30 protein-coding genes and 1 tRNA gene are annotated in these 26932 nt (G+C 52.4%); 26 read left to right on the top strand and 5 right to left on the bottom strand.

What is annotated here, in order from left to right:
* Positions 1–28: 28 nt before the first annotated feature.
* Complete coding sequence (locus SRBAKS_RS03385; RefSeq protein ID WP_229593670.1) at positions 29–802, bottom strand: Tim44 domain-containing protein; 774 nt, start codon at positions 800–802, stop codon at positions 29–31.
* Between the two features lie 36 nt (positions 803–838).
* Positions 839–1237 (bottom strand): response regulator, encoded by a 399-nt coding sequence (locus SRBAKS_RS03390; protein ID WP_229593672.1) that lies wholly within the window; start codon positions 1235–1237, stop codon positions 839–841.
* A 203-nt stretch (positions 1238–1440) separates the two neighbouring features.
* Here SRBAKS_RS03390 and SRBAKS_RS03395 point away from each other — a divergent pair, with 203 nt between their 5' ends.
* The 5 genes from SRBAKS_RS03395 to SRBAKS_RS03415 all read left to right on the top strand — a co-directional run bounded on the left by SRBAKS_RS03395 (position 1441) and on the right by SRBAKS_RS03415 (position 5497).
* Positions 1441–1770 carry an SHOCT domain-containing protein gene (locus SRBAKS_RS03395; protein ID WP_229593674.1) on the top strand — a complete coding sequence of 110 codons (330 nt, stop codon included), beginning with the start codon at positions 1441–1443 and terminating at the stop codon, positions 1768–1770.
* A gap of 2 nt (positions 1771–1772) precedes the next feature.
* Positions 1773–2543: an HD domain-containing protein gene (locus SRBAKS_RS03400; protein WP_229593676.1), complete on the top strand. Its 771-nt coding sequence runs from the start codon at positions 1773–1775 to the stop codon at positions 2541–2543.
* Between the two features lie 63 nt (positions 2544–2606).
* The gene (locus SRBAKS_RS03405) at positions 2607–3716 is read left to right on the top strand and encodes a tetratricopeptide repeat protein (RefSeq protein WP_229593678.1); all 1110 of its coding nucleotides are present in this window, start codon (positions 2607–2609) and stop codon (positions 3714–3716) included.
* An 18-nt stretch (positions 3717–3734) separates the two neighbouring features.
* On the top strand, positions 3735–4517 hold the full coding sequence (locus SRBAKS_RS03410) for a sterol desaturase family protein (protein ID WP_229593680.1): 783 nt from the start codon (positions 3735–3737) through the stop codon (positions 4515–4517).
* A gap of 74 nt (positions 4518–4591) precedes the next feature.
* On the top strand, positions 4592–5497 hold the full coding sequence (locus SRBAKS_RS03415) for an NAD(P)/FAD-dependent oxidoreductase (protein ID WP_229593682.1): 906 nt from the start codon (positions 4592–4594) through the stop codon (positions 5495–5497).
* 4 nt (positions 5498–5501) lie between these two features.
* Here the strand turns inward: SRBAKS_RS03415 and SRBAKS_RS03420 are convergent, their stop codons facing one another.
* Positions 5502–6128: a PilZ domain-containing protein gene (locus tag SRBAKS_RS03420; RefSeq protein WP_229593684.1), complete on the bottom strand. Its 627-nt coding sequence runs from the start codon at positions 6126–6128 to the stop codon at positions 5502–5504.
* Positions 6129–6207: 79 nt separating this feature from the next.
* On the opposite strand from SRBAKS_RS03420, the gene SRBAKS_RS03425 reads away from it, so the two are divergent.
* The 10 genes from SRBAKS_RS03425 to SRBAKS_RS03470 all read left to right on the top strand — a co-directional run bounded on the left by SRBAKS_RS03425 (position 6208) and on the right by SRBAKS_RS03470 (position 14161).
* Positions 6208–6483 carry a potassium:proton antiporter gene (locus SRBAKS_RS03425; RefSeq protein WP_229593686.1) on the top strand — a complete coding sequence of 92 codons (276 nt, stop codon included), beginning with the start codon at positions 6208–6210 and terminating at the stop codon, positions 6481–6483.
* A 115-nt stretch (positions 6484–6598) separates the two neighbouring features.
* Positions 6599–7345 carry a cytochrome c3 family protein gene (locus SRBAKS_RS03430; protein WP_229593687.1) on the top strand — a complete coding sequence of 249 codons (747 nt, stop codon included), beginning with the start codon at positions 6599–6601 and terminating at the stop codon, positions 7343–7345.
* Positions 7346–7358: 13 nt separating this feature from the next.
* A complete protein-coding gene (locus SRBAKS_RS03435; protein WP_229593688.1) occupies positions 7359–8561 on the top strand; it encodes an electron transporter RnfC in 1203 nt (400 codons plus the stop codon).
* On the top strand, positions 8555–9541 hold the full coding sequence (locus SRBAKS_RS03440; RefSeq protein WP_229593690.1) for an RnfABCDGE type electron transport complex subunit D: 987 nt from the start codon (positions 8555–8557) through the stop codon (positions 9539–9541). Before SRBAKS_RS03435 ends, SRBAKS_RS03440 begins: the two co-directional genes overlap by 7 nt.
* Complete coding sequence (rnfG, locus tag SRBAKS_RS03445; RefSeq protein WP_229593692.1) at positions 9538–10116, top strand: RnfABCDGE type electron transport complex subunit G; 579 nt, start codon at positions 9538–9540, stop codon at positions 10114–10116. The genes SRBAKS_RS03440 and rnfG overlap by 4 nt, the downstream gene beginning before the upstream one ends.
* Positions 10117–10125: 9 nt before the next feature.
* Complete coding sequence (rsxE, locus tag SRBAKS_RS03450) at positions 10126–10803, top strand: electron transport complex subunit RsxE (protein ID WP_229593694.1); 678 nt, start codon at positions 10126–10128, stop codon at positions 10801–10803.
* Between the two features lie 2 nt (positions 10804–10805).
* A complete protein-coding gene (locus SRBAKS_RS03455) occupies positions 10806–11315 on the top strand; it encodes a DUF2059 domain-containing protein (protein WP_229593696.1) in 510 nt (169 codons plus the stop codon).
* A complete protein-coding gene (locus tag SRBAKS_RS03460; protein WP_229593698.1) occupies positions 11315–11890 on the top strand; it encodes an electron transport complex protein RnfA in 576 nt (191 codons plus the stop codon). Before SRBAKS_RS03455 ends, SRBAKS_RS03460 begins: the two co-directional genes overlap by 1 nt.
* 12 nt (positions 11891–11902) lie before the next feature.
* Positions 11903–14008: an FAD-dependent oxidoreductase gene (locus SRBAKS_RS03465; RefSeq protein WP_229593700.1), complete on the top strand. Its 2106-nt coding sequence runs from the start codon at positions 11903–11905 to the stop codon at positions 14006–14008.
* A 76-nt stretch (positions 14009–14084) separates the two neighbouring features.
* Positions 14085–14161, top strand: a tRNA-Val gene (locus tag SRBAKS_RS03470).
* A gap of 296 nt (positions 14162–14457) precedes the next feature.
* Here SRBAKS_RS03470 and SRBAKS_RS03475 read toward each other — a convergent pair.
* Positions 14458–15003, bottom strand: a complete 546-nt coding sequence (locus tag SRBAKS_RS03475) for a hypothetical protein (protein ID WP_229593702.1) — start codon at positions 15001–15003, stop codon at positions 14458–14460.
* 213 nt (positions 15004–15216) lie between these two features.
* Between SRBAKS_RS03475 and SRBAKS_RS03480 the strand changes: the two genes are divergently transcribed.
* The 11 genes from SRBAKS_RS03480 to rfbD all read left to right on the top strand — a co-directional run bounded on the left by SRBAKS_RS03480 (position 15217) and on the right by rfbD (position 24083).
* Positions 15217–16944 carry an aldehyde ferredoxin oxidoreductase family protein gene (locus tag SRBAKS_RS03480; RefSeq protein ID WP_229593704.1) on the top strand — a complete coding sequence of 576 codons (1728 nt, stop codon included), beginning with the start codon at positions 15217–15219 and terminating at the stop codon, positions 16942–16944.
* A gap of 92 nt (positions 16945–17036) precedes the next feature.
* Entirely contained in the window at positions 17037–17264 is a 228-nt protein-coding gene (locus tag SRBAKS_RS03485) for a MoaD/ThiS family protein (protein ID WP_229593706.1), read from the top strand.
* 3 nt (positions 17265–17267) lie between these two features.
* The gene (locus SRBAKS_RS03490; RefSeq protein WP_229593708.1) at positions 17268–18104 is read left to right on the top strand and encodes a HesA/MoeB/ThiF family protein; all 837 of its coding nucleotides are present in this window, start codon (positions 17268–17270) and stop codon (positions 18102–18104) included.
* Between the two features lie 129 nt (positions 18105–18233).
* Positions 18234–18620 (top strand): winged helix-turn-helix domain-containing protein, encoded by a 387-nt coding sequence (locus SRBAKS_RS03495; RefSeq protein ID WP_229593710.1) that lies wholly within the window; start codon positions 18234–18236, stop codon positions 18618–18620.
* Positions 18621–18677: 57 nt separating this feature from the next.
* Positions 18678–19502: an ABC transporter substrate-binding protein gene (locus tag SRBAKS_RS03500; RefSeq protein ID WP_229593712.1), complete on the top strand. Its 825-nt coding sequence runs from the start codon at positions 18678–18680 to the stop codon at positions 19500–19502.
* Positions 19503–19567: 65 nt separating this feature from the next.
* The gene (locus tag SRBAKS_RS03505) at positions 19568–20263 is read left to right on the top strand and encodes an ABC transporter permease (protein ID WP_229593714.1); all 696 of its coding nucleotides are present in this window, start codon (positions 19568–19570) and stop codon (positions 20261–20263) included.
* Positions 20260–20916, top strand: coding sequence for an ABC transporter ATP-binding protein (locus SRBAKS_RS03510; protein ID WP_229593716.1), 657 nt, complete (start codon positions 20260–20262; stop codon positions 20914–20916). Before SRBAKS_RS03505 ends, SRBAKS_RS03510 begins: the two co-directional genes overlap by 4 nt.
* Positions 20917–20932: 16 nt before the next feature.
* Entirely contained in the window at positions 20933–21640 is a 708-nt protein-coding gene (locus tag SRBAKS_RS03515; RefSeq protein ID WP_229593718.1) for a molybdopterin-guanine dinucleotide biosynthesis protein MobB, read from the top strand.
* Between the two features lie 5 nt (positions 21641–21645).
* Positions 21646–22098 carry a tRNA (cytidine(34)-2'-O)-methyltransferase gene (locus SRBAKS_RS03520; RefSeq protein ID WP_229593720.1) on the top strand — a complete coding sequence of 151 codons (453 nt, stop codon included), beginning with the start codon at positions 21646–21648 and terminating at the stop codon, positions 22096–22098.
* Between the two features lie 87 nt (positions 22099–22185).
* Entirely contained in the window at positions 22186–23202 is a 1017-nt protein-coding gene (gene rfbB, locus SRBAKS_RS03525; protein ID WP_229593722.1) for a dTDP-glucose 4,6-dehydratase, read from the top strand.
* On the top strand, positions 23202–24083 hold the full coding sequence (gene rfbD, locus SRBAKS_RS03530) for a dTDP-4-dehydrorhamnose reductase (protein WP_229593724.1): 882 nt from the start codon (positions 23202–23204) through the stop codon (positions 24081–24083). The genes rfbB and rfbD overlap by 1 nt, the downstream gene beginning before the upstream one ends.
* Before the next feature lie 14 nt (positions 24084–24097).
* Here rfbD and SRBAKS_RS03535 read toward each other — a convergent pair whose 3' ends face one another.
* The gene (locus tag SRBAKS_RS03535) at positions 24098–26821 is read right to left on the bottom strand and encodes a SulP family inorganic anion transporter (protein WP_229593726.1); all 2724 of its coding nucleotides are present in this window, start codon (positions 26819–26821) and stop codon (positions 24098–24100) included.
* Between the last annotated feature and the right edge of the window lie 111 nt (positions 26822–26932).

Consider the following 26932-nt stretch of genomic DNA (forward strand, 5'->3'; position numbering starts at 1 on the left):
CCTCCGGTTATACACGCCCCGAACAGGGCTACTGATCTACGTTATTGATGGTTTCAAGCACCCAAAATGCATTGGGTACGGTATCGTCTCGGGAGAACTCCCAGACAGCACGAAGATGCTCCTGCTGTTGGCCTTCATCGCCAATTCGAAGCTGGGCATCATAAAAAACAGAGGCCATTGTACGACCTGTTTCCGACTTCATTTCCATGAGCCGTGCCGTGAGCAGCATCACTTCCGTGCGACCACGTACAGTCTGCGCCATGGCCTGGGCATAGATTTCATCAGAAATGAAGTCCCTGATAGACTTGAAATCATGCGCATCGGCAGCCTGCTGATAATGAGAAAAAAAGACTTTGGCCCCTTCCAGAAACTCGGCTTCGTCAAACCCGTCAACCTGATTCGAGACTGTCGGGGAAACAGGATCGGTCTGGACGGTGGGCTTGCTCTCCGGGTTCGAGCTGAGAAGCTCCCACGTCCTGCGGGCCGCCTCATCCTTGTCCGTGGGCCTGCCGGCAGGCTGCTGCGGCTCGTCCGGCTGATCGGTGTCATCCGATGGAGTCTGATCAGGTCGATTCCACTTGTTTGGCTTTGCCCCTCCTCCACCGGAACGACGGCGGAAGGATCGGACCAGAAAATAGGCAATGCAGCCGAGCAGGAGCACATTAAGGATGCTGCCGCTACGTGATCCCGTCGCTTCCTGAGCAAAAGCCGGAACAGCTGAAGTCAGGACAAACAACGAAACGACGAATGACACCTTGTGTTCGATCACGCGGCGCAAAATCATAAAAATGTATCTATGCATGTGTATATCGTAATGTAGAAACGCCTGGCAGGCAATCTATTCTATGAGCGCCAAATCGCGCAAAATGGCGTAGAGGCTGTCCACTTCGATGGGTTTAGGCAGATAGGCAGCGGCTCCGCCCTTGTAATACGCCTTTACCACGGTCTTGGGATCGTTCAATGCCGTAATCATGATGACCTTGGCCTCGTCAGAAGTCGAAATCCCCTTCTCCTGCTCGATAACCCTGATATCTTTCAATGCCTGATGACCATCCTTGTTCGGCATCATGATGTCCATGCAGACGAGGTCGTATGGTTTTCCTTCTTCAATTGCTTTGGTGAAGGACTCGACACATTCAACACCATCCACTGCGGCATCGCACTCTCCAAAGTCGGAAAGCAGCGCCAGAAGCAGTTTACGACTGGTGAATTCGTCTTCAACAATAAGTATGCGCATGATTTCTCCAAATCAGGTTCAAGCCCGCTACTACACCATCGATTGACGATGTACAATGGCTAACTTCCATGCCAACCGTCTAAAACAGTTTATAAATTATAGGCAATTATATTTCATAAATTCGTCCTAATGGCTTGCCACCCGGTCAATTGGGACGTAGGAAAGTGCCGTTGGCCCGTATGGGGCCGTAAGGAGACACTCATATGGAATTCTTGGATATATATCATTTCAGCACTCAAATGTTTGACTTTCTCAACAGCCCGGAATGGCGCGCCTGGCCATTCAATTCTGGGTACGGAGAGAAAATCCTGCCAGCCATCGCCCGACTTGTTTTTGTCTCGGCGATCATGGGAGTCATACTGCTTTTTCTTCGTCTGCTATTCGGTCCGGGAGGCCCGTTACGCGATAAGGAAATGGATGAAGAGGCTCGAATTGAAACAGAACAGGAGCGCGCAGAGGTTGAAGAGCTCTTTGCCAAGGGTGAAATTTCCGAACTCGATTACAAAGCCAGAATGAAGCACCTGAAGGACTGATCATGCACCTGGATCGCCATATTCAGACATTTACCGATTTCTCTACTGCTTATCTATCTGGTAATGCGGACAAAGATTACCATATCCAGCTCAAGATCGATCACACCATGCGGGTCCTCGACAACGCCAAGGCAATTATCAAAGGAGAGGGCCTCAACGGACGATCGGCACGCCTCTCGCTCCTGTCAGCCCTCTACCACGACATCGGCCGATTCCCGCAATTCAAACAATACGACACATTCAGAGACGCACACTCCGTCAACCACGGCAGGCTTGGTGTCCTGACACTGCGCACCATCCCCATTCCCGACTCCCTTGATTCAGCGGATCTCCGCATCCTCAAGGCTGCCGTAGGACTCCACAACGTCAAAGAGATCAATCCCAATTGCCCCGCCTTCTTGAAAAACGTGGTCAACGTGGTTCGCGACAGCGACAAACTCGACATCTATGACGTAGTGCTGGACCACCTGAGTATAACAACTGATCCCAAAAGGATCGTCATCCACAGTCTGGAAGAACACCCCACCAAGTATTCAGACACTGTTTTCAAGGCTGTTTTTGAAGGGCAGACCTGCGATTACTCGAACCTCTACTACAGCAATGATTTCATCCTTCTTCTCGTGGGCTGGCTGTTCAAACTCGCCTTTCCCACCACAATCAGCCTGCTCTCCGAGCGAGGATGCATAGATCGAATCTTTGCCCTACTCCCGAAAGATAAACGGATTCAATCACTTGAGCAAAAGGCACACACCTTTATTCGTTATAATATTTAGCGAACCACTTGATATACTTAATTTGAACCCGTAGTTTGATTTATAAGGGAGACACGATCAAACATGCCGGCACAGAGAAAAAACAGCAAAGCATTCGGGATATACAACAACATCCTCATCCTGACGAACATTGAGGTACACGCCAAACGCGACCTTGCCACAATCAAGTCCTTTGGTCCTAAACACGTTCAGATCTTCACCTCCGGAGCGGCGGCAATAGATTATATTGCCGACAACCAGGTGGACCTCATCTTCTGTGACTCTTCCCTGTCCGACATGAGCGGCATCAAGTTTGCCCAGATCATCAACATCAACATGAGCGGAAGGCCCATGCCCATCATCATGGTCACTCTGGAAAACAGAAAAGACCATGTGCTGGACTCCATTGCCGCCGGCTGTATAGGGTATATTCTTCGCCCATACTCGCTTGATACCTTCGAGAAATATCTCATCCTTGCCGACCAGCTGAACAGTTACCCCGAGATCGAGGAAATGGAACTCAGGGAAGCACAGGATATGGTTGAGCGCGGCGACTTCGATGACGCCATCGAAGCCTTTGAAGAGCTCATCTCCTATCAGGACGAAGCCCAGAAGTACTACGATATGGGCTGTCAGTTCATGGCTACGGGGAAATATGGCAAGGCCATTGTATCCTTCAAGAAAGCCGTCAAGATCAACGACCTCTTTGCCGAGGCGTACAAAGGTCTGGCCGAGGCTTACAAAGGTCGCGGCGACATGGAATCCTTCAAGAATTTTCTCAAGAAAGCAGCCAGCGTACACGCCCAGTTTGACCGGCTTGAAGAAACAAAGAATCTGTTTATCGAGATTCTCAAATACGAGTCAGATACGCCCAATCCGTTCAACACCCTGGGTGTCAATCTGCGTAAACAGGGAGACTACCCTGGTGCCATCCATGCCTACCGACAAGCGCTTGAACTGACTCCACAGGATGAGAATATCTATTTCAATATGGCCAAGGCTCTCTACTTCATGGGTAAAGTTGATGAAGCGTCAATCGAGGTGGTGGCTGCTCTGGAAATGAATCCCGGATTCCTGGAGGCCAGCAAACTCTACCAGCGTATTCACGGCAAGCCGTGGAAACCATCCAAGTCGGCCAAACCCAAGCCGCAGCAGGAAGGCACCAAGCAGTCCGCCAAGGATATTGGTCCATAGTGCATTCTGGGAGAACATGTGCATAGCGAAGCGACTATACGACTCGGCTCTTTCGCCCTCATGCTCGTTGTCATGGGCGTGACTGAAACCGTATGGCCTCGACGCCAACTGACAACGTCAAAACCCCGCCGATGGGTATCCAATCTCTCCATTTCCATTCTGTCCACGATCATCGCTCGACTTGCCCTCCCCCTCGTCCCAACGGGATTTGCACTCTACTGCACCCAACACGGTTACGGACTCTTCAACCTCTCATCCATCCCCCCTGTCGTGGCCATCATCACCAGCGTGATCTTCCTGGATATGGTCATTTACTGGCAACATGTCATTTTTCACAGGATTCCGCTCCTCTGGCGCGTACACCGCATGCACCATATCGACCTGGATATTGATGCCTCAACTGGCATCCGCTTTCATCCTATCGAAATATGCCTGTCGTTATGTCTCAAACTGGGGACCATCTTCATACTCGGTCCACCAATGCTGGCCGTTCTGATTTTTGAAGTGCTGCTCAATGGGTGCGCCCTCTTCAACCATGCCAATGTACGCATTCCCATTACAATCGATGCTGCCATGCGGCTCCTGATGGTCACACCGGACATGCACCGAGTACACCACTCCACCGACATGCGCGAAGCAAATATGAACTTCGGATTCAATTTCCCGTGGTGGGACCGCATATTCGGCACATACAAGGCGCAACCAGACAAGGGACACAACGGCATGACGATCGGGCTCAACATTTTTCGCACCCCCAGGTACGGGTCAATACTCAACCTGCTGCGCATTCCCTTCCTGTAGCACCCTTTACATTTGTTTCCGGGTGCTTATTTTTTGGTTTCCGACTCAACCATCTCTTCTCATGGAGGCACCCTATGCCCGATACCCTTTACGATGTAGCCATTCTCGGTTCCGGCCCCGGCGGTCTTCAAGCCGCCATCCACGCATCCCGCAAGAAAGCCAAAGTCCTCATGCTGGGTCGAATAGACAACAGCTCCCTCTTCTGGGCTCATGTCGAAAACTACTGCTGCCAAATAATGATCTCCGGGGAGGAAATCCTCAAGACTGGTCGCATGCAGGCCGAAAGTTTCGGCGCTGAATTCAGAGACGAAGACGTGTTGGCCATCGAACCTGACGGCAAACTTTTTTCAATCAAGCTCGAATCCGGTGACATGATCAAGGCCAAGGCCATCATTCTGGCGACAGGTTCCAGTCGCAACAAGCTCAAGGTGCCCGGCGAAAAAGACCTGCTTGGCAAGGGCGTGAGCTACTGTGTGGACTGTGATGCCGGCTTTTACCGCAACGAAGTCGTTGCCGTGGCAGGGTGCCGCAGTGCCGCAGCAGGCGGGGCCGTGGCATTGACCAATTTCGCTTCCGAAGTACACCTCTACTGCAAAGAACTGGACATCGCAAAAGGGTTGCGCGAACAGCTCGACACCACTGGCGTGATCGTACGTGAAGGCATTCAGATCACTGAAATAAAGGGGAAAAACGCCGTGGAATCCGTCTTGTTAGATGACGGTTCGACACAGTCTGTTGCCGGTGTATTCATTGAACTGGGAGCCAAGGGTGTCCTGGAGCTGACGGCCATGCTCGGGGTGCAGTTGGATGAAAACATGAAGTATATTGAAGCGGACAAGAAGCAACAAACGAACGTCACAGGCGTGTATGCGGCGGGCGACATCTGCGGTCCTCCGCTGCAAATGGCCAAAGCTGTGGGTGAAGGATGCGTGGCAGGCATTGAAGCCGCGACCTACGCAAAAAAACTTGAACTGGATTAAACGACTAATGAGTTACGAAACAGCACACCTGTGCTTCAACGAAACCGGATATGCGCTTGCGTGTATCCGGTTCGTCGTTGTTAAACCTAACTACGGCAAATCGCTCTCCATTCCTCAGGAAGGCCTTGACGACCGCACACCCCACGGAAAACGCCTCGCTTTCTTTATCAAAGGGATGAAACGTCAATTTGACTACTCTGCCGGGATCTTCGGGAAATTCAATCAAATCATCTCCGAACAAATGCATACGGGCGCAACTGGCTGACATATCTTCCACCACCCCCTGCACGACATGGCCTTCTCCTTCGATACTGGCTGGGAAACGACACACGCATCTCGGCTCGCTCCGTTCCTCAGCGTCAAAAACAGATTCCGGCCCAGCCAGCTCCAGTATGACACCCGATGAATGAATCGTATTCAAGATTTCTGAGGCGAACCCGAGCAACTGACCGTCATAGGCATAGCGAATCAGGGCTGGGGTATGTATCCCTATCCTCTCGACCGCCAACGGGGGCAGGGAAACGTATACCAACAGACGGCCATCCGACTTCACATCAGCAACAACACCAAGAAATCTGTCTTCAAAAGTAGACAGTTCCAACAGTATTTTATCGCCTGTCACCAAATCCATTAATATATCTCCTTGCTCTCCAAACAATTTCATAGCCTTCACGTCTATTATTATATACATTTCTCGGATGTTTAAGACAATGGGATTTATTTCCTGGATCGGCTGTCTGCTGGTCCTCGGCTATCAGGCAGGATCATGGGTTCTTTTCAAGGCCTGGCCTTCCATAACACTGCTTGATCTTCTGCAAATAGTGTTCGGGATCGACCTGCTGTCACTCATTCAACACTTTTCTTTGGAAGTAGCCTTTAAAGCTGCATATGTTTGCTTTACTACTGAACTCGTACTCTTCCTTTGGTGGCTGGGCGTGGTCATGTTTGCTCTCATGATAGCAACCCAGATTCTTTTCAAAAAATAAACTCTATCTGCCCCCCTGACAGCCACCCGTCAGTACCCAACTCAATATACGGTGGATTAACCGGCTGTTTTCAGATAAAAGTATTCATTACGCCATAAATTCAGAGGTAGATTCATTGCAAAAACGGTTTCTCTCCATCACCATTGTATCTGCGATTCTCTTTATCGTGGCCCTTGGCGGATATCTGATCCCCATCCATGCTGACGAGCCGCCCATGCGCATTTTGCTCAAGAACAAAGGCGGTAAAGTTATCCTGAATCATCAGGAGCATATCAACATTGTGGATGGGAAATGCGCCTCCTGCCATCACACCACCGGTGACGCCCAGAATCCTCCTGCCTGCAGCGGATGTCATGCGGCCCAATTCAATGCGGCTTTCGTCCTTGACCACCAGAAGACCATTGATAAAGCACACTGTGCTTCCTGCCACCACGCAAAAGCATCTATCGACAATTTTTCACACGATGACCATGCAGCCGAATATACAGACAACGAGTGCCAGACCTGCCACCATGATGAATCCATTGAGCCGGAACCGCAGGCGTGTGCCAATTGTCACTCAGACGGAAGCGATAACAAATTGAACCTGAGAGACGCGACGCACACACGCTGTGCAGATTCGGGGTGCCACGATGACTTCTACATAGGCGGCATCAACGGATGCGCCAACTGTCACACCCGTGAGACTGCCTCGGCTCCTGACGCCAGGCAGCAGGCTTGCTCCACTTGCCACACTGTCCCGGTGGAGGAACTATTGCCCACAACCATGATCGCCTTCCACGGCAAATGCATGGGATGTCACGAGCGTGAAGAAGTCGGACCGTTCGGAGAACAGGCCTGCTACCAATGTCACATGCAATAGGAAACGACAGAATATGACCATATCCAATTTCAGTCTGCATACCGGCGAAACCGGCCCCCTGATTCAGGCGTCAACACCAGACAGACTTCGCGTTCCCATATACGGCATGACTCCAATCCTGGCGGAAGGCGATCAAGTGCTTGCCGGGACCAGGATCGCCCTGTCCAACAACGAAGACAGGGGTGACATGCACGCCCCTTTGGCTGGAACCATCAAGGCAGTCTATCATGACTATATGCATATTGAGGTCACGGGCGAAGAACGGACAGAACCTCTCGTCCCCTGTTCCGAGTCCGGCAACGCCCTGCGAAAATGGCTCCGCGACATGGGCATCAACGTCGCACGCCTGAACCGGACACGAACACTCATCATCAATGGAGTCCCCCCTGAACCGGGAATATCCATATATGAACCACTTCTTCGCGATTATCGAAAAGTTCTTGAGATCGGGCTGGATACGATTCAACGCATAGTCGAACCAATAAGAATCTTCATGGTGGTTGCCGAAGGCAATCAGACCAACGCCTTTGCCAACTGTACGGTCAAGCATGTTGCACCGATATATCCAAAGGGTTTGGACCCTCTGGTCATCAAAACCGTCACCGGCCAAGAAGTCCTTCCCGGCATGCTGCCGAAAAATGGCACTATCCTGTCAGTAAAAGAGTTGTATTTCATTGGCCGTGTCATGGAATCAGGACGGCCTGTATCCGAAACGGTCATGACCCTTGGAACACAGAACCATCTGGTCAGGATCGGCACTCCAGTGGGATGGCTGACAAAGGAACTGGGAGTAAAGGTGCAGCCTGGTGACCGACTCGTTCTGGGAGGTGCCATGCGCGGGATGACTGCTGTCAATCTTGAACAAGGGGTGGACAAGCAAACCAACGGGCTTACGCTCTTCCGAAAGGAAGAAGGGCTCGAAACAACAGACAATTTCTGTCTTGGATGCGGCGAATGTGAACGGCATTGTCCTTCACGCCTCATGCCGGGGATGATCAGCCGGTGTGCCGAATTCAAACAATTCAAACGCGCCGAGCGCTTCCATATTCATTCATGCATCGAGTGCGGCCTCTGTGGCTATTGGTGCACGGCCCAACGCCCGCTCCTGCAGTATATCCGACTGGCAAAATACGAGCTGGCCCTACTGGCAGGGGCAGAACTACCGCCGGATGTACCGATCAATGAGCGTGACAAAAAAGGAGATGCACCATGTTAAGGCCTCTCCAGCCCTTACTGACCGTTGCTGTCCCACCTCATGTTCACTGTGGCCGGTCAATCAAACGATACATGCTTGAGACACTCATAGCCTTGTTGCCCGCCGTGGTCATGGCCGTCATCGTCTTCAAACTGGACGGCTTGCGCGTCATGGCCCTGTCCTGTTCAATTGCCGTTGCCACTGAAGCCGCCTGCAACAGACTCATGAACCGCGAACAAACCGTGGACGACTGGAGCGCACTCCTCACAGGATTGATCATTGCCTTCCTGCTCCCCGCATCCGCTCCATGGTGGCTGGTAACCATCGGCGCAGTCACCTCCATAAGTCTGGGCAAGATGATCTTCGGTGGTCTTGGCGGCAACCCGTTGTCCGCGCCACTGGTCGGCTGGGCAATCTGTCACATCTCCTGGCCCGCATTCATGGATACCAATGCTTCCATGATGATGTCCGGCCTTCCCGCGCCCTTACAACAAATCAAGTCCTTCGGTCTGGAATCCATTCAGCACCTTGACCCCATGTCCCTGCTCCTGGGCCAACAACTTGGCGGTCTGGGAGAGGTACACGTTCTCGCCCTGCTCGCCGGCGGCATATTCCTGCTCATACGGCACCATATCCGTTGGGAAATCCCTTTTGGATTCATAGCAGGACTGCTGGGAACAGCCACGATCTACTGGCTTATTGACCCTACTGCATACGCTCAACCTCTTTTCCATCTCATGGCTGGAGGAGCCGTGTTCGGAGCCTTCTTCCTGGCGACGGATGCAGCCTCTTCACCGGTAGGCCTCGTGCCCTCCCTGCTTTTTGGGTTGATAGGGGGCGCCATGGTCATCATCATCCGCGTATACGGCATCTACCCGGACGGTGTGCCCTTTGCCATTTTGCTAGCCAACCTGTTCACACCGCTCCTGGACCGCATCCGGCCCAAACCATTCGGTGGTCCATACTCGTTTTTTGACGAGGACACGGAGGAAGCGGCATGAGAGAAATGATCAAAATGATTCTGGTCCTGTCGCTCATCTGCGGCCTGTCCGGACTGACCCTGGCCACGGTCCGGGAAGCCACCAGCAAACGTATTGAAGAGCAGGTTCTTACCTACGTCCAAGGCCCGGCTCTTGATCAAATATTCAGCGACTACGAAAACAATCCCGTCAATGACCGCAAGGTCTTCGAGCTCCCCGAAGGGGCTGTCACTGTCTTTCCGTTCATGAAGGGAGGCAAACTCGAAGGCGTGGCCTTTGAAACCTTCGGCGTCGGCTATGGCGGCAAGGTCGGCATCATGGTCGGCTTCACGCTTGACGGGACCACCCTCCAGGGGATCGGCATCACCACCATGAAGGAAACCCCCGGCCTCGGAGCGCGCGCAACCGAGCCCGTCTTCCGAGACCAGTTCAAGGGGCTCGCCACCGACTCGATCGCTCTGGATAAACAGGGCGGCACCATCGCGGCCATATCCGGTGCGACCATTACCTCGACCGCAACGGTGACAGCCGTCAATGAAGCCATACAGATTTTCGATAGAATCAAGGACAAACTCCCCAACGCATGGGGTCCCTAGGATACCGTCATGAGCACATTGTGGAAAGAACTCTCAAAAGGTCTCTGGCAGGACCTGCCGCCGTTCAAACTGGTTCTCGGCCTGTGTCCGGTACTGGCTGTCACCAAAACAGCGTATAACGGTTTCGGCATGGGGTTGGCCGTCATTTTTGTCCTGGCCCTGTCCAACCTGTTGGTGTCCCTTCTGCGGAAGGTCATCCCGGCCAAGGTGCGCATCGCCTGCTTCATCGTGGTCGCTGCCTCTCTGGTGGTCTGCGTTGAACTACTCATGCAGGCCTATGCCTATCCGCTCTACCAGCAGCTCGGCATCTTCGTCCCGCTCATTGTGGTCAACTGCATCATCCTGGGCCGCGCCGAAGCCTTCGCCTCCAAGAACCCGATTCTTCTGGCCGTGGCCGATGGACTTGGCATGGGCATAGGCTACACTCTTTCCCTGACGTTTCTCGGCTCCATTCGTGAACTTTTCGGATACGGGACATGGTTCGGCATGCAGGTCATGGGCGACTGGTATGAGCCTTTCACCTTCATGGTGGAAGCACCCGGCGCTTTCGTCTGCCTGGGTGTCGTGTTGGCAGGCATGAATCTTCTGACCAACTGGCAGCGCAAATCAAAAGGACTGGAAGCGGTTGAAGGCCCTGTTCACGACTGCAAAACCTGCGGCATGTGCGCAACCAAACCGGGAGCATAATCATGAAGCGCATTTTCGTCATAGCATTCTTCATTCTCTCACTCCTTCTGATCTGGAGTCCGGCCAGAGCCGAGCCGCCCACCAAAGAAAGTATGATGGACATGATTGAACTTTCCGGTGCTCTGGAAATGATGCAACCGATGCTTGAACAACTGAGAGCAAGAGCCCAGACACAAATTAAACATCAAAACCCCAACATGCCTGAAAAAGCGCTCACCATCATAAATGAGGAGATGCAGGCAGGCGTCAAGATCATGGTCATGGAAATACTGGCCAAAATGGCGGACTACTATTCCAAGCACTTAACGCAAAATGAGGTCGATGAAATCATCACGATTTACAAGTCTCCGGCCTGGAAAAAATATGTCGCTGTCGGAAAACAATATTTGGCTGATGAATACGTTACACTCCTTCAGGTCGAGATACCCCGCATGACCAAGGAACTCCTCATGCGCGTATTTACCCGTCTGGAAAACAAAGGCCTGCTCAAGAACAACGAAAAGGGGGCATAATGGACTACTTCGTACTCATCATCGCCGCCATCTTTGTCAACAACATCGTATTGGCGCAGTATCTTGGCAACTGCCCATTCATCGGCACATCCAAAGAGTCCAGTGTCGCCATAGGCATGGGCCTGGCCGTTGTCTTCGTGGCCACAATGGCGGCATGCATCACCTGGTGTGTACAACAATTCATGCTGGCCCCCAATGATTTGGACTACCTTCAGACCATAGCCTTTATTCTGGTTATTGCCGCATTGGTCCAATTCGTGGAAATGTTCCTGAAAAAAGTCATCCCTCCGCTCTACAAATCTCTGGGCATCTTTCTACCGTTGATCACCACGAACTGTGCGGTTCTCGGTATCGCCATCATCTGCCAGCGAGAAGAATTTTCCTTCATCGAAACACTCGTCTTTTCCATGGCATCCGGTTTCGGTTTCATGCTCGCCCTTGTGGTACTGGCAAGTATACGAGAACGTCTAGATCTTGCACGAGTTCCCGTGTCCATGAAAGGCACCCCGCTCGGACTGATCATGGCCGGATTGATGTCCCTCGCATTCTTCGCATTCAAAGGCATGGCCTCCTAGGAGTATATGGATATGATCACAGCTTCCGTACTCGTCCTGTTCGGCATTGGCCTGACCGCAGCTGTTATCCTGGCTGTGGCTTCCAAGGTGCTCTATGTCTACGAAGATCCACGCATCGCCCAGGTGGAAAGCGTGCTCGCCGGAGCCAACTGCGGAGGCTGCGGCTTCCCCGGTTGCGCAGGAGCCGCCCAGGGCGTTGTCGATGGCAAGGCCGGAGCCACAGTCTGCGTTATCGGAGGGGATGAAGTCGCCAAGAATGTCGCTGCCATCATGGGCCTCGATTTCTCTTCCGTGGAGAAAAAAATCGCCTTTGTAGACTGCACCGGTGGCACCCGCGCTGAAGAAATCTATGAATATCAAGGCGTCAAGGATTGCCGCGCCCAACACATGCTGTACAGCGGCTCCAAGATGTGCCCTGAGGGATGTCTCGGATACGGCACCTGCGTGACAGCCTGTCAGTTTGGCGCCATTGCCATGGGGCCAGACGGTTACCCCGTAGTCGACCCGGAACTCTGCACCGCATGCGGTGGATGTGAACAGGTCTGTCCACGCGGCGTCATCACCATCTGGGGCATGACCGCACGGATCAAACATCTCAACGAGAACACGGACTGCCTGGCCCCGTGTCGGCAGCGCTGCCCCGGACAGATCAATATTCCCCGCTATATTGAACAGGTTTCACGCGGTGACTTCGCCGGTGCACTGGAAACCATTCGTGAACGCATTCCCATGCCCCTGTCCATCGGACGAGTCTGCCCTCACCCCTGTGAAGGCGTCTGCCGCCGCGGTCATGTCGACGAATCTGTCGGTATCAACATGATCAAACGGTTTGTAGCCGACTGGGAAATGAACTCCGGTCAACGTCTGCCCATCTCCTGCGCCCCGGAAAATGGCCGAAGAGTTGCCGTGGTCGGTGGTGGTCCGGCCGGACTTTCCTGCGCCTTCTTCCTGCGCAGACTGGGATACAGTCCGACCATCTTCGAGTCCATGCCCAAGCTCGGCGGCCAGCTCAGATACGGCATCCCTGAATACAGGTTGCCCAAGTCGGTACTCGACTGGGAGATCGAGGGCATCCTCGGACTGGGGGTTGATGTCGTCACGGAACAACTTTTCGGCAAAGACTTCACACTCGACTCTCTGGCAGAAGACGGCTTCGAGGCAGTCTTCCTCGGCATCGGAGCATGGATGAACATGACCCTCAGGATCGAAGGCGAAGATTCCATCGGCGTGGAAACCGGCACGGAATTCCTGACAAAGGTCGGTCTCGGAGTCGATACCGGCATAGGCAAAAGGGTCGTGGTCATCGGTGGAGGCAACACGGCCATTGATACGGCCCGCTCCAGCGTCAGACTCGGCGCACACGTCACCATGATGTACCGGCGCACCAGAGACGAGATGCCGGCGCACATAGAGGAAATAGAAGGAGCGGAAGAGGAAAGTGTCAAGTACCTGTATCTCGCCGCCCCCAACCGTATCATCGCGGATGAGTCCGGCCATGTAACACACGTCGAATACATCCAGATGCAACTGGGCGAACCCGATGACTCCGGCCGTCGCCGCCCTGTTCCCATTGAAGGTTCGGAATCGCTCATAGAGTGCGATACGGTCTATACTTCCATAGGCCAAAAACCCGAACTCTCATGTCTATATGATGAAAACGGCGCATGTACACTGGAAGAGACTCGATGGCGCACCCTGGGTGCCGACCCGGAGACCCTGCAAACAGCCATTCCCAATGTGTTCACAGGCGGCGACATGCACACCGGGCCGGCGCTGGTAATCACTGCGCTGGGTGAAGGTCGAAAAGCAGCCAGATCAATAGATCAATATCTGACTGAAGGCGTGCCCCATGTCTCCTCAAACATACAGCGCGAACTGATTCCGTACACCATGTTTACTGACGTCCCGGATGTCGGCTACAGGAAACGCTCCGCTCTACCACATCAAATAGAATGTGATGAACGGATGTGCACATTCAAGGAAATTGAAGGCCCGTTGAGCCTGGAAGAAGTCAAACATGAAACATGCAGATGCCTTCGTTGCGGCCTGACCTGCTATAATAGAGATATGGTGGAAGGGCAGGAATGTCAGGCAGAGGATTGTATCAAAAATCCCTAAAAAAGGGTTGCAAACTGAAAGTCTTGCATATATATTTTTGCTCCCTTGTGACAAAACTCGTACAAGGAACTGAAATGGGCGATTAACTCAGCTGGTCAGAGTGCCATCTTCACACGGTGGAAGTCGGCAGTTCAAATCTGCCATCGCCCACCATCGAAATTACAAAGAATACCAGGCATCCCAAATTTTTATAGGGCCTGGTATTCTTCTTTTTTACTCTTCATAGGCAACACGGAATTCACCTATTTTATGCCCTTTTTCACCCTGTTTTAATAAATTTGGCACACGAATTGGTACATGCAACCCGTGATAAAAAAAGAGTCATAGCTATCAAGCTACAATTTTTTATAATTTATGGTGCCGGGCGGGTGTTGTAAATAAAAATCGACGAACTGAAGGACTGTACGGAGCCAGTGGGGTATCCACCTACAAAGAACAGAACAGCCTGTTTATTCGAGCACAACTTTAATACGAACAAATCCATTCATCGCACGGAGCTTGTCCACGAATTCCTGTCCGCTCATATTATTTACCGAGTTGATATGTTGCTTGTTTTCGTGCAGGAAAGCGGCCAAAATTTCAGCGTCCACATCCAGCCCTCTTTCGAGCAGAGCACGTCCTGTCTCCACAGCCAGCGTGCTGAAAATTTTCATTGAAATGGTAATAGGAATGTCCGCGCCGTCCGCTTGGGCGTCATGGACCGAAATATCGCTACGGAACGATTTGAACGGATTGTCACGCCCCATTACAATACCAACAAGGCCGGGCATGGCGCTCCCCAAGGCCATCCTGTCCCCTTCTTTCAGAAACACGGAATCAATATCATCTACAGGGCTATTATTCAAAAATATGGTCCGAACACTTTCTTCGATGAATCCCTCTTCATATTGCAACACATGCAAAAAAAAATTTCGAACAGACATACCGGAATATCCTTGCAGTGCAAAGCCTTTCTGCAATACGTAGTACCAGGCAGATAATGCGTCCTTGTTCATGTGAATTGTCATACATTCGACTTTATTCATTTTTTTCTCCATACAGCTGTTTTAAAGGCTATCGGAACATTCGATTATTATGCCCGACTGAACATAATGTATTGTTTTTTTTGACAAAATTAATTTTATGGGTGTATAGAGAAGGTGTTTGACAGTTTCTTAACAGCGCGTCAAGGACACGCGCAGAAAACAACACTCACATAAGGATTTACCATGGCCCAGATTCTCAGAATCAATTGTCGTACCAAAGAGTACAGTTTCGAAGATGTCGGTCCCTACGTCAACCTTGGCGGTCGCGCGCTGACTTCTCGTCTCATCAACAAGGAAGTTCCGGCAGATTGTCACCCCCTTTCCGCCGAGAACAAACTGGTCTTCGCCACTGGTTTGCTGGGTGGTTCCACCGCTGCAAACTCCGGTCGAGTGTCTGTCGGCACAAAATCCCCGTTGACCGGCGGCATCAAGGAGTCCAACTCCGGTGGTCTGTTTGCTCACAAAATGCCCAAGATGGGTCTCATCGCCATCGTGCTTGAGGACAAACCCGCCGAAGACGCACCTTTTTCCACTCTGTTCATCACTGATGGTAAGGTTGAATTCCGCGATGCTTCTGACATCGTCGGACTGAACACCTACCCTGGTCACGACAAACTTCTGGCCGAATACGGCAACAAGCTGTGTGCCGCCATGATCGGACCCGCTGGTGAAACTGTCCGCAAGACTGCTACCATTCAGTTCACCGATCCTTACAAACGCCCTGCCCGCTCTGCCGGACGCGGTGGCACCGGTGCTGTCATGGGTTCCAAGAAGATCAAAGCCATCGTGCTTGATCCCGAATTTGCCAACAAGGTTTCCGCAGCAGACAACGACGCTTTCAAAGCCGCTCGCTCCACTTGGGTTGAAATCCTCAAGGGTCACCCCGTCACCGCTGAAGGTCTGCCTGCGTTCGGTACTTCCGTTCTGGTTAACGTCATCAACGAAGCCGGCGCAATGCCCACCAAGAACTTCCGTCTTGGCCAGTGCGACCACGCTGCTGATATCTCCGGTGAGAAAATCGCCGAACTCATTGAAGCTCGCGGTGGTAAGACCACTGAAGGTTGTCACGCCGGTTGCATCATCCAGTGCTCGCAGCAGTACAACGACGCTGACGGAAACTACGTCAGCTCCGGTTTCGAGTACGAAACCGTGTGGGCATTCGGTGCAAACGCATTGATTAAAGACATGGATGACATCGCTGCTCTGGACCGTCTGTGTGACGAAAAAGGCATGGATACCATTGAAATAGGTAACACCGTTGCCATTGCCATGGACGGCGGCATCATCCCCTGGGGTGATGGCAAAGCCGCTATTGAACTGCTTGAAAAAGTCGGCACCGGAGATCCCATGGGTATGATCATGGGTAACGGCGTAACCTTCGCTGGTGGCGCATTCGGCGTAGATCGCCTCCCGGTTGTCAAGAACCAGTCCATGCCTGCTTATGACCCCCGTGCGGTCAAGGGTGTCGGCGTTACTTACGCAACCACCGCCATGGGCGCTGACCACACCGCAGGCTACGGCGTAACCGCCAACGTCTTGGGTGTCGGCGGAACCGTCGATGGTCACAAGAAGGAAGGCAACATCGAGTTGTCCAAGAACCTTCAGGTTGCCACCGCTGCAATCGACTCCATGGGCTTCTGCCTGTTCGTTGCTTTCGCTGTCCTCGACTCCGAGAACGGCGTTCAGACCATGGCCGACCTGGTACAGTCCTACACCGGCAATGCCTTCTCCGTCGATGATCTGGTCGCCCTGGGCGCCGGAGCCATGAAAGACGAGCAGGAGTTCAACGAGCGTGCAGGTTTCACCAAGATGGATGACAAACTGCCCCGCTTCTTCGAAACCGACCTGCTGCCTCCTCATGACGTGGTATGGGACTTCGACGAAGACGAACTGCAGGGTGCCAAGGTTTAATTCCAGGCTTCCCGACAATTATAAGAGGCCGGGGACATGTTCCCGGCCTCTTTTTATTGACCTGTTACCGCCAAAGGATTAGGTTACCCCCTATGGGTATTGAAATTAAATGCTTTGCAACACTGACTAAGTATCTTCCTGAAAACAAGGATGATTACCCCATTGAAGAGGGGGAAACCATCAAGTCACTTGTTCAGAAGCTCGACATTCCTGAAAAGGATGTCACATTGATTTTCATCAACTCTCTGCGTTCCGAGATCGACAGTGAAATCGTTGACGGTGATCGTGTCGGCCTGTTTCCCCCGGTTGGTGGTGGCTAAAGAATGCCCTTGATTTCTGAAGCATTACTCAAATGCGCCAGACCTGTTTCTTTTCCCTGGGGGGAAGACGGATTAGCCGTATCTGATCAAGATATCGCTGCCATTGCCGCGGACTTTTCCATTCCAGGGCACAGCGTAGAAGCACAGGCACTCAAAAACGGAATCTATCCGGACCGCTACTCGCGGAATATGACCTCCATATCACCGAAGGATCAAATTCAGCTCCTTGAGTCAAAAGTGGCGCTCGTTGGCCTCGGCGGACTGGGCGGCACACTCCTTGAGGTGCTCCTCAGACTCGGAGTCGGCACTATTTATGCCGCTGATGGGGACACTTTTGAAGCGAGCAATCTTAACAGACAAATGCTGTCTACTCCCGCCAATCTGAATGTTCACAAGGCTGACGCCGCTCTTGAACGTGCGTCCCTTATCAACCCTTCCGTGACACTCAAAGCGCACAACGAATTTCTGGATCAAAGCACGCTTCCTGACTTTCTGGATGAATGCGATATCGCCATTGACGCACTGGGCGGTCTTAAAACTCGCCTTCATCTTCAACAGGCAGCAGCGTACGCGAAGATACCCCTTGTGACCGGAGCACTGGCCGGTTGGACCGGGTATGTTGGCGTTGTTCAGCCCGGCAATATCGGGCCGGCCGACATAATGGGACATGACAATGCGGCAGAAGAGGAACTCGGCTGCCCCTGTCCTGCTGTTACAGTTATCGCTTCACTCATGGCGACAGAGATAGTCAAAGTACTGACCCAAAATAGCAATACACTAGAGGGGAAAATGCTTCTTGTGGACCTTGCATCGTCGACATTCGAAACGATTGTTTTATAACAAAAGATAGTCCAACACACCACTTGCATTATGTTTTGATTGACTTAATAGTGATTTTTTTGCATATATTGTTCGAACTTCACATCACTCTTTCCGACCTCATCAACCGGAAATCAAGGCATGTAAATTATGACTAAAAATCAAGAAGCAGTCCTCAGACTACGTGTATGGATTGATCAGGAAGAAAAAACCTACATTGGCATCGGCAGCACCCTTCTGCTCCAACACATTGAAGAACTTGGCTCTTTGAGAAAAGCAGCTGAAGCCCTGGGCATGTCTTATCGACGTGCATGGGGTAAACTGAAAAGTGCTGAAGAGCGAATTGGGCGCCCTCTTGTGGAAAAAACCAAAGGAAAAGGACAACGATTTCATTTGTCCCCCTTTGGAAAAGAACTTATGGATAAATTTCTACACTTCTATCTAGATGTAGAAGATTATGCTACAAAGCGTGCATCGGAACTATTGGAAATGGATGTTAAAAAATCCGGCGAATTCTATAGAAACGATACACATTAACCCCGTGAGGTCGAACTTCAAGCACTCGACATACTCACACACCCTTTCGGAGGAACTATGAAACGACTGATCACCCTTTCCATCGCACTGCTCGTCGTCCTGAGCATGGTCTTGCCCGCTTCAGCCGGCAAAACACTCATGATGGCGACCACTACAAGCACTGCCAACACCGGCCTGCTGGATGAACTGATTGTCCCCCAATACATGAAAGACACTGGTGTCGAAATCAAGTTCCTTGCCGTTGGGACAGGTAAAGCCCTGAAAATGGCTGAGAATTGCGACGTCGATGTCGTTCTCGTCCATGCTCCTGGCGCTGAAAAGGCATACATGGACAAAGGCGTTCTCATTGACCGCGTTGAGCTCATGTACAACGACTTCGTCATCATCGGCCCCGAATCTGATCCTGCAGGTGTCAAAGGCATGAACGTTGCCGAAGCCCTGAAGGTCATCGCTGAGAAACAGGCTGTTTTCGCAAGCCGTGGCGACAACTCCGGCACCAACAAAAAGGAACTCTCCCTGTGGAAGGCCGCGGGCATGGCTGTCCCTGAAAAGGCCGCATGGTACATTCAGACCGGTCAGGGAATGCTCCCGACCATCAACATTGCCAACGAAAAAAACGGCTACACCATGACTGACCGTGGTACCTACATCAAATACGCTGATACCAATGGTGGCAATCCGCCCCTGAAGGTTCTGGTCGAAGGTGACAAGGTCCTCTTCAACCAGTACAGCGCTCTGGCAGTAAACACCAAGCTCTGCAAAGATGCCCAGTACGACCTGGCCAAGCAGTACATCTCCTGGATGGCATCTCCCGCTACCCAGAAGGCTATCGGCGACTTCAAGCTTCTCGGTAAAAAGCTCTTCATTCCCAACGCAAAATAAGCTGTTCTTGTTGACCTTCCGGGGGAAAGAGAAGATACTCTTCCCCCGGAATTAAAAGGACAACTATGGATTATTTACTACAAGGTTTTTTTCAAGGACTCGTACTACTTTTTACGGGAGATCCTGAAACGTATTCTGCTATCTGGGCAACAGTAGCAGCGTCATCACTTTCCATGACGGCATCCCTTGTGATCGGCATTCCTCTCGGATTTCTGCTCGGCTACAACAAATTCCCCGGCAAAAAGATCATCCGTACCATTGTGGACACTCTCTTGTCCTTCCCTACTGTGGTCATCGGTCTGCTGGTTTACGCATTTCTCACCCGACATGGGCCACTGGGCGGCACAGGCCTTCTTTTTTCCATCTCCGGCGTGGCCATCGGTCAGACCCTGCTCGGACTGCCCATCATCATTGCCATGACAGCCGCAGCGGTCGAAGCGCTGGACAAACGTCTGCCCATGACATTGATCACACTCGGGGCCAACCCTCGACAAATGATGTGGGCCAGTGTTCTCGAAGCCCGTTATTCCATCATGCTCGCTGCCATGGCCGCATATGGACGCATCGTGTCCGAAGTAGGCATTTCCATGCTGGTAGGCGGCAATTTCAAATGGCACACTCGCACCATTACCACAGCGATTGCCCTCGAAACGAGCAAAGGGGAATTTACTATGGGCATCGCCCTCGGCATCACCCTTCTGGCTGTTGCCCTGACCGTAAATATACTTGCCACCGGCCTGAAAAAGAAGGCCGTTCAATGACCACGCCTCTCATCAGCCTCAAAAATATCCGTCAACGCTACGCAAAGCGAACTGTTCTTTCCATCGATAGTCTGGAGATCATACAAGGACAGATCACTGGTCTTGCCGGTCCAAACGGTTCAGGAAAAACCACCCTTCTCCGCTTGCTCGCTTTTCTGGAGCAACCAGTAGAAGGCACCATCACCTTTCTGGGCAAGCCAACATCTATCAAACCGAACCATATTCATCGACAGGTGACGCTCCTTGTTCAGGAGCCATACCTGCTCAAACGGTCCGTCTTTGCAAATGTTGCCTACGGCTTGAAAGTCCGAGGCAAAAACGACATTCCGGCAAAAGTTTTCCGGGCGCTGGAAATCGTGGGCCTTGATCCCGAAGCCTTCAGCAAGCGGCTCTGGTATGAATTGTCCGGTGGTGAGGCACAACGTGTCGCCCTTGCCGCAAGACTGGTCCTCAAGCCCAAGCTGCTACTTCTGGATGAACCAACCGCCAGTCTGGATATCCAAAGCGCTGAACTGGTCAAGCAGGCTGCCTTGTGCGCCCGGGAAGAATATGGTGCTGCCCTTGTCATCGTCAGCCATGACAAGTCGTGGCTCACCTCAGTCAGTGATCACATCATCACCATGGAAAACGGCTCCATCGTCAGCACCGACTAATCTACGGAGAAACACTATGAAGGCAGTATCCATTGTCGGACCCAAGAACTCCGGCAAAACAACCCTTGGTCTCAAGCTCGCACAACATTTCAAGGATTCCGGCCTGACCGTTGCGGCCGCCAAATTCAGTCATCACGGTTTCGACTGGCAGGACACCGACACGACCGAATATGCCAAGACCTGCGATGTCGTGGCCGGGCTAGGACCGTCCGAAACATTTGTCCACTGGACACACAGTCGTTTTCTGCCCGATATCCTGCCGCTACTGACCGCAGACGTTCTCATCGTCGAAGGCGGCAAATCCCTGGGCTATCTGCCCCGTATCCTCTGCCTGCGCGGCGATCTGGAGGACGGCACGGACTGGCTCCAGCCCGACCTCGCCATTGCATCCTACGGAGACAAGTCGGTCGATGGAGTCCCGGTCCAAAATTCCATTGAGGAACTGGCGGCAACCGTACTGGAAAAGGGATTCTTCCTCCCCGGCATGGATTGCGAGACCTGTGGTCGTCCCGACTGCAAGACACTGGCAGCCGAAATCGTCGCCGGGAAGACAAGCACCAAAGCCTGTCTGGCCATGCATAACTCCATAGAGGTGGACATCAACGGAGCACCGCTTGGTATGAAGACGTTCGTGGAAGACATCATCTCGGCTTCCATCCGAGAGATGCTCCGCACGCTGAAGGGATACTCTCCCGGCAAGGCGACCATCAAGCTGGACGTATAACAGCCATGCGCATTGTTCTCTTTGAACCGGAAATTCCACCTAATACAGGCAACATCGCCAGATTATGCGCGGCAACGAAAACCCCGCTTCATCTCATCGAGCCTCTGGGTTTCTCCATATCCGACAAACACCTGAAACGAGCAGGGTTGGATTACTGGCCGCATGTGGACGTCTCCGTCCATCCCGATTTCGATGATTTTCTCATAACAGTGAATCCCAGCCGTCTGGTCATGGCCAGTTCCAAGGTTGAGACCGCATATCACAACTTCGAGTTTCAGCCCGACGATGCCATTGTCATGGGACCGGAGACGCGCGGGCTGACCACAGCTTTCATGGGAGACCACCCTCAGGTGCGCATTCCCATATGGGGAGAAGTCCGCAGTCTGAACCTATCTACCGCCACGGGAATACTGCTGTTTGAAGCCCTGCGTCAGACCGGGGGCATTGTGGAAGAATAATTCCGCATCTTGAAATTTTCCGCCCACGCCTGTAGACTCCTCCATACTCGAAAAAAAATCCTTTCACCATAGGGCTGACATACTACCATGAAACTTCTTGTTACCGGCGGCTGCGGCTTTATCGGCACCAACTTCATCCGTCTCATGCTCGCCAAGCATCCGGATTGGTCCATAGTCAACCTGGACAAGCTCACCTACGCTGGCAACCGCCTCAACCTCATGGATCTGGAAGAAAGTGAAGACCGGTACGAATTCGTACAGGGTGATATCTGTGAGCGCGAGAAGGTCATGGAAATACTGTCCGGCAAATCCATTGATGCCGTGGTCAACTTTGCCGCAGAGTCGCATGTGGATCGCTCCATCAACGACCCTTCGCCCTTTGTGATCACCAACGTTGGCGGCGCGCAGAACCTCATGGAATGCGCACGACAGGCAAAGATTGAACGCTTCGTTCATGTCTCCACCGATGAAGTATATGGCACACTTGGCGCAACAGGAAAATTCACCGAATCCACGCCCATGGCGCCCAATTCGCCCTACTCTGCAAGCAAGGCCGGAGCAGACATGATGGCCCGTGCCTATTTTGAGACCTACGGATTTCCCATCCTGGTCACCCGCTGCTCCAACAACTATGGTCCCTACCAGTTCCCGGAAAAACTCATCCCCCTCCTGTTTCTCAATGCCAAAGCGGATAAACAATTGCCCGTTTACGGTGACGGCATGAATGTCCGGGACTGGATTTATGTGGACGATCACTGTCTTGGTGTGGAACTGACTCTGACCAAAGGACGCGAAGGCCAGGCGTATAACTTTGGCGGCAATGCAGAAGAGCCGAATATCACTGTGGTCAAAACCCTGCTATCCCTCTTGGGCAAGCCGGAATCATTGATCACCTACGTTACCGATCGCCCCGGGCACGACAAACGGTATGCCATGGATTATTCTCTGGCCGCAGCCGAGCTGGGGTTCGCGCCAACACTGAATTTTGCGGACGGGCTCAAGAAAACCCTGGATTGGTACGAAGCCAATACCACCTGGCTTGAACAAGTTCAAAGCGGCGAATACCGTACATTCATGGACACATGGTACGAGGAGCGCGATTGATGAATATCGAAGGACAGACAGTCGTCATTCTTGGGGGCAAAACCGGCCTGCTAGGTCAAGCCCTGGTAAAGGCGTTCGCAGATGCCGGCGCACACCCGGTCCCTCTGTCCAGTGCGGACTGCGATATTCTTGATCCATTGGCAGTAGAAATACGACTCGACAAGGAAGATGCAGATATTCTGGTCAACGCGGCCGCCTACACTCAGGTGGATCTGGCCGAAGATGAGGAAGACAAAGCCTTCGCACTCAACGCTACAGCCCCGCCCCTGCTGGCTTCGCTGGCAGCGCGTCGAGCCATCCCTTTTATCCACTACAGCACGGATTTCGTGTTTAATGGGGAAAAACACACACCCTACACCGAATACGACGAAACCAGCGCATTTTCCGCGTATGGTATCAGCAAGGCGGACGGCGAACGCGGCTTGCTCAAGCTCGGCTATGACCGCACACTGATTGTTCGCATATCCTGGCTCTTCGGCCCCGGTCGAATCAATTTTGTGGAGAAAATCCTGTCTCTTTGTGATGATCGAAATCGCCTGACAGTGGTCAACGACCAGATAGGCTCCCCTTCATATGCACCAGACATCGCAATGAATACGGTCAAACTCATTGAGAAGGATGCGACCGGGATCTATCATCTTGCCAACACGGGAGAAACCTCCTGGCATGGTCTCGCCAACACGGCGGTAAGTCTTGCCGGAAAGGACTGCATCGTTGCCCCGGTTCCCACCAGCGAGTATCCCACCAAAGCAGTACGCCCGGCGTATTCCGTCCTTGATCTCTCGAAGTTCATACGAAAAACAGGCGTGACTCCCCGCACCTGGGAAGAGGCTCTCAAGGAATATGTGCTGATAGAACTCGGGTTGCAGCAGAAAAAATAGCTGATGCTCCACCCTTAAAGCATCAAATCACGAACTCTGGCATTGGCGTCGTTCAGACGCTCGGACAAGAGATTGATCAACAACCGGTTGATGGCCGTAACCAGCACCGGTGCACGCGCCTCAATGGCATCCAACTTGTCCAGAGTCATACGATACAACACGCATTTCTCGGCGGCACGAACGGTAGCTGAACGGGACGCCAACGTGTAGATACCCATTTCACCAAACACCGCACCAGGCCCGACTTTCTTGAGCCGCAGAATCTTGCCGCCCTCGACCTCTAGTTCAACATCGAGACGACCGGACTCAACAAAAAACATGGAGTTCGAGTCGTCACCCTGTCTGAAAACCGCTTCGCCGGTGTCCACCACTTCTCGTTTCAAGACCTTCATGAGGGCGGGAATATATTTGGGTTCAGGAAAAACAGGAGCCAGCAGTTCAGGCAATGTCTGCTTCTTCATCTCCAACATGCCTTCAGCATCAAGGACTCGATTTTCACACCACTCCAACGCATAATCCAGGTTGAAGAAAACCTTGAAGATTCCGTCTCCCTCTCCGACTTCACCGATCTCGCTGAGATGATCTTCGAGCTCAAGAGGCGCACTGGTGATGACGAGATCAAACCCGTACTCCGCAACCAGGTTGCGCAGTTTCTCAAAGCCGATCGCAGCCGCCGAAGCAATGCCGGTCACCAGCTTGAAATCGAGAACCAGATACTCCACGGGCAACTGATTCTTGTCGTCCAAACGTACACGAACGATCTTGAGCAAATGCTCCATGGAGCCGAGGAAAAGAAAACCCTGAAGGCGAAGGATATGGATATGATCGCCGAATTCCTTCAACGTCCGCTTCTGCGCCGAGGCACGGTCCACATTGCTGGTATGGTTGGCCCCGGAGAGTACATTACGGACAGCTCCCCCATGGCTGGCACGGGCCACAGAAACCATGAGCGCCAGGGCCACACCGAAACCGACGCCCTCAAGCAGGCCAAATCCCAGTGTCACAAGAAAGGTCATGCGGAGCATCCAGATTTCCGAACGACGGGTAAAGGCCGTGTTGGTTCGGAATATCCAGGAACGAATGATATCAAGCCCGGCGTAGATCAACAGTCCTTCGGGCACGAACCGGGGGATCAAAGGCAAGACCGCATCCGCATAAAATAACCCCGTGCCGCAAACGACACCGGTTATGATACCGGCAAGAGGGCCACGACCACCGGAAGCATAGCTCCCCAAGCTCCTGCCATGCGACAGGGCAACAGGCATGCCGCCGCACACACCGGAAAAAATATTGGTCAAACCAAGTGCACGGTACTCGACATTGAGATCGGTCTCACGACCACGAACGATCTCCAACCTCGTGGTGCGGAACATGACGGTCAGCACTGTCAACGCAGCGAGCGCCCCCATGTACAGGCCATTGGATTTGATAACACCCCACTGGATATTGTCCAAAGACACCCAGCCGGTTGAAAAGACTGCGAATGGATGCACCATGGCAGAACCGTCGACAAACGGTACCGGGGCTGCCAAAGCCCGCAGGGCGTCACTCCCTCCCCATATCCCGGCAGCATATCCTGCACAGGAAGCAACCAGAATAATGGCCAACATATAGAGCGAATTACGCACACGCCACATTGCAACAAAGAGAACCAGACCGAATACGAGACTCGGACCAATGGCTAGAATGGACGATTTGTCAGTAAAATGTCCTACAAATGAAGCCATCAGGGTATAACTGTTGCTCCAATCCAGGCCTATCTGATCAATCCAGTCAAAGGCGCCAAAAAGGACAAAAACGCCGACGCCACCGATAACGCCGCCAATAATTTGTAAAGGGATATAGCGAACGTATTCGCCGACTTTGAATTTGCCCAAAAGAAGAAGACACAGCCCCACGAAAAGAGCTGACAGTACTATGGCCGCCAAAACAGTCGGCAGGATGTACTCGAAGGTGTATTCTTCCACCATGCTGCGATGGATGCTGCCGACAAGCAGAAAAAGGACCGCTGTCAAAACGGTTTCAGGGGCAACCTGTGCAAAGGGAATCCGCGACTGAAAGGAAAAAGCGATGGAACCGACTACGACTCCAACCAGGGCCATGCCCAGGATATACGGCAGCAACTCGGCTGTTCCGGCTTGAGACGACGTGAGCAGCGACAAGGAGTATACAAAAAAGAGACCGAGAACGCCGGACACAATCCCGGCATACACATTGAGAGAAACCGATCCTTTGAAAAGACGCCATGTATCAGGGTCTTCTTCCTCAATGACCTCAGACTCTTCGGCGCCATCAAATTCGGCATCCCAGACCTGCGGAACGCTTTCGCCAGCCAGATCGCTGACATCAATTTCGCTCTCATCAACCTCTGGGAGCGTATCGACACTACTTATGGGGGCGCCGCAATTCGGACACTCTCCAACAGTTCCGGGCTCCAGCACATGTCCACACTCGCTACACAGGATATCCTCGGGACCGGTGAAGGCGACCGTCACATCCTCGTGGTCAAGATCGATGGATTGAATGGGCTCGCCTTCACCGCTGGACTCGGACAAAGGTACGCCCTCTTCTGCAATTTCGTCTTCTTCGAAATCAACGTCAAAGAGCGGCTCCTCTTCCTCGATAGCAGCAATAATTGTCACCCCATGGCCACAATCCGGACATTTGGCCCGCTTCCCCAACAGCTTATCAGGGACATCTCGTTCATACTCGCAAGAACCGCATTTGAAAATCGCCACAAACCACCACCAAAGTGATAAATATGCAAATGTGAACCTGACGGTAATACGGCCAGGATATTGTTTCAGACTTTTAAGTACATACGCCATACAACGAACGCACGCAAGCTA

The sequence above is a fragment of the Pseudodesulfovibrio sediminis genome, assembly GCF_020886695.1.
Classification (GTDB): Bacteria; Desulfobacterota; Desulfovibrionia; order Desulfovibrionales; family Desulfovibrionaceae; genus Pseudodesulfovibrio; species Pseudodesulfovibrio sediminis.

Coding starts and splice junctions, on each gene's coding strand:
- SRBAKS_RS03390 (WP_229593672.1), bottom strand. CDS start 1,237: ATGCGCATACTTATTGTTGAAGACGAATTCACCAGTCGTAAACTGCTT.
- SRBAKS_RS03460 (WP_229593698.1), top strand. CDS start 11,315: ATGGACTACTTCGTACTCATCATCGCCGCCATCTTTGTCAACAACATC.
- SRBAKS_RS03490 (WP_229593708.1), top strand. CDS start 17,268: ATGCCCTTGATTTCTGAAGCATTACTCAAATGCGCCAGACCTGTTTCT.
- SRBAKS_RS03455 (WP_229593696.1), top strand. CDS start 10,806: ATGAAGCGCATTTTCGTCATAGCATTCTTCATTCTCTCACTCCTTCTG.
- SRBAKS_RS03495 (WP_229593710.1), top strand. CDS start 18,234: ATGACTAAAAATCAAGAAGCAGTCCTCAGACTACGTGTATGGATTGAT.
- SRBAKS_RS03485 (WP_229593706.1), top strand. CDS start 17,037: ATGGGTATTGAAATTAAATGCTTTGCAACACTGACTAAGTATCTTCCT.
- SRBAKS_RS03400 (WP_229593676.1), top strand. CDS start 1,773: ATGCACCTGGATCGCCATATTCAGACATTTACCGATTTCTCTACTGCT.
- SRBAKS_RS03405 (WP_229593678.1), top strand. CDS start 2,607: ATGCCGGCACAGAGAAAAAACAGCAAAGCATTCGGGATATACAACAAC.
- SRBAKS_RS03440 (WP_229593690.1), top strand. CDS start 8,555: ATGTTAAGGCCTCTCCAGCCCTTACTGACCGTTGCTGTCCCACCTCAT.
- rnfG (WP_229593692.1), top strand. CDS start 9,538: ATGAGAGAAATGATCAAAATGATTCTGGTCCTGTCGCTCATCTGCGGC.
- SRBAKS_RS03385 (WP_229593670.1), bottom strand. CDS start 802: ATGCATAGATACATTTTTATGATTTTGCGCCGCGTGATCGAACACAAG.
- SRBAKS_RS03425 (WP_229593686.1), top strand. CDS start 6,208: ATGGGATTTATTTCCTGGATCGGCTGTCTGCTGGTCCTCGGCTATCAG.
- SRBAKS_RS03510 (WP_229593716.1), top strand. CDS start 20,260: ATGACCACGCCTCTCATCAGCCTCAAAAATATCCGTCAACGCTACGCA.
- SRBAKS_RS03395 (WP_229593674.1), top strand. CDS start 1,441: ATGGAATTCTTGGATATATATCATTTCAGCACTCAAATGTTTGACTTT.
- SRBAKS_RS03480 (WP_229593704.1), top strand. CDS start 15,217: ATGGCCCAGATTCTCAGAATCAATTGTCGTACCAAAGAGTACAGTTTC.
- SRBAKS_RS03465 (WP_229593700.1), top strand. CDS start 11,903: ATGATCACAGCTTCCGTACTCGTCCTGTTCGGCATTGGCCTGACCGCA.
- SRBAKS_RS03435 (WP_229593688.1), top strand. CDS start 7,359: ATGACCATATCCAATTTCAGTCTGCATACCGGCGAAACCGGCCCCCTG.
- SRBAKS_RS03415 (WP_229593682.1), top strand. CDS start 4,592: ATGCCCGATACCCTTTACGATGTAGCCATTCTCGGTTCCGGCCCCGGC.
- SRBAKS_RS03500 (WP_229593712.1), top strand. CDS start 18,678: ATGAAACGACTGATCACCCTTTCCATCGCACTGCTCGTCGTCCTGAGC.
- rsxE (WP_229593694.1), top strand. CDS start 10,126: ATGAGCACATTGTGGAAAGAACTCTCAAAAGGTCTCTGGCAGGACCTG.
- SRBAKS_RS03475 (WP_229593702.1), bottom strand. CDS start 15,003: ATGAACAAGGACGCATTATCTGCCTGGTACTACGTATTGCAGAAAGGC.
- SRBAKS_RS03515 (WP_229593718.1), top strand. CDS start 20,933: ATGAAGGCAGTATCCATTGTCGGACCCAAGAACTCCGGCAAAACAACC.
- SRBAKS_RS03420 (WP_229593684.1), bottom strand. CDS start 6,128: ATGGATTTGGTGACAGGCGATAAAATACTGTTGGAACTGTCTACTTTT.
- rfbB (WP_229593722.1), top strand. CDS start 22,186: ATGAAACTTCTTGTTACCGGCGGCTGCGGCTTTATCGGCACCAACTTC.
- SRBAKS_RS03505 (WP_229593714.1), top strand. CDS start 19,568: ATGGATTATTTACTACAAGGTTTTTTTCAAGGACTCGTACTACTTTTT.
- SRBAKS_RS03520 (WP_229593720.1), top strand. CDS start 21,646: ATGCGCATTGTTCTCTTTGAACCGGAAATTCCACCTAATACAGGCAAC.
- rfbD (WP_229593724.1), top strand. CDS start 23,202: ATGAATATCGAAGGACAGACAGTCGTCATTCTTGGGGGCAAAACCGGC.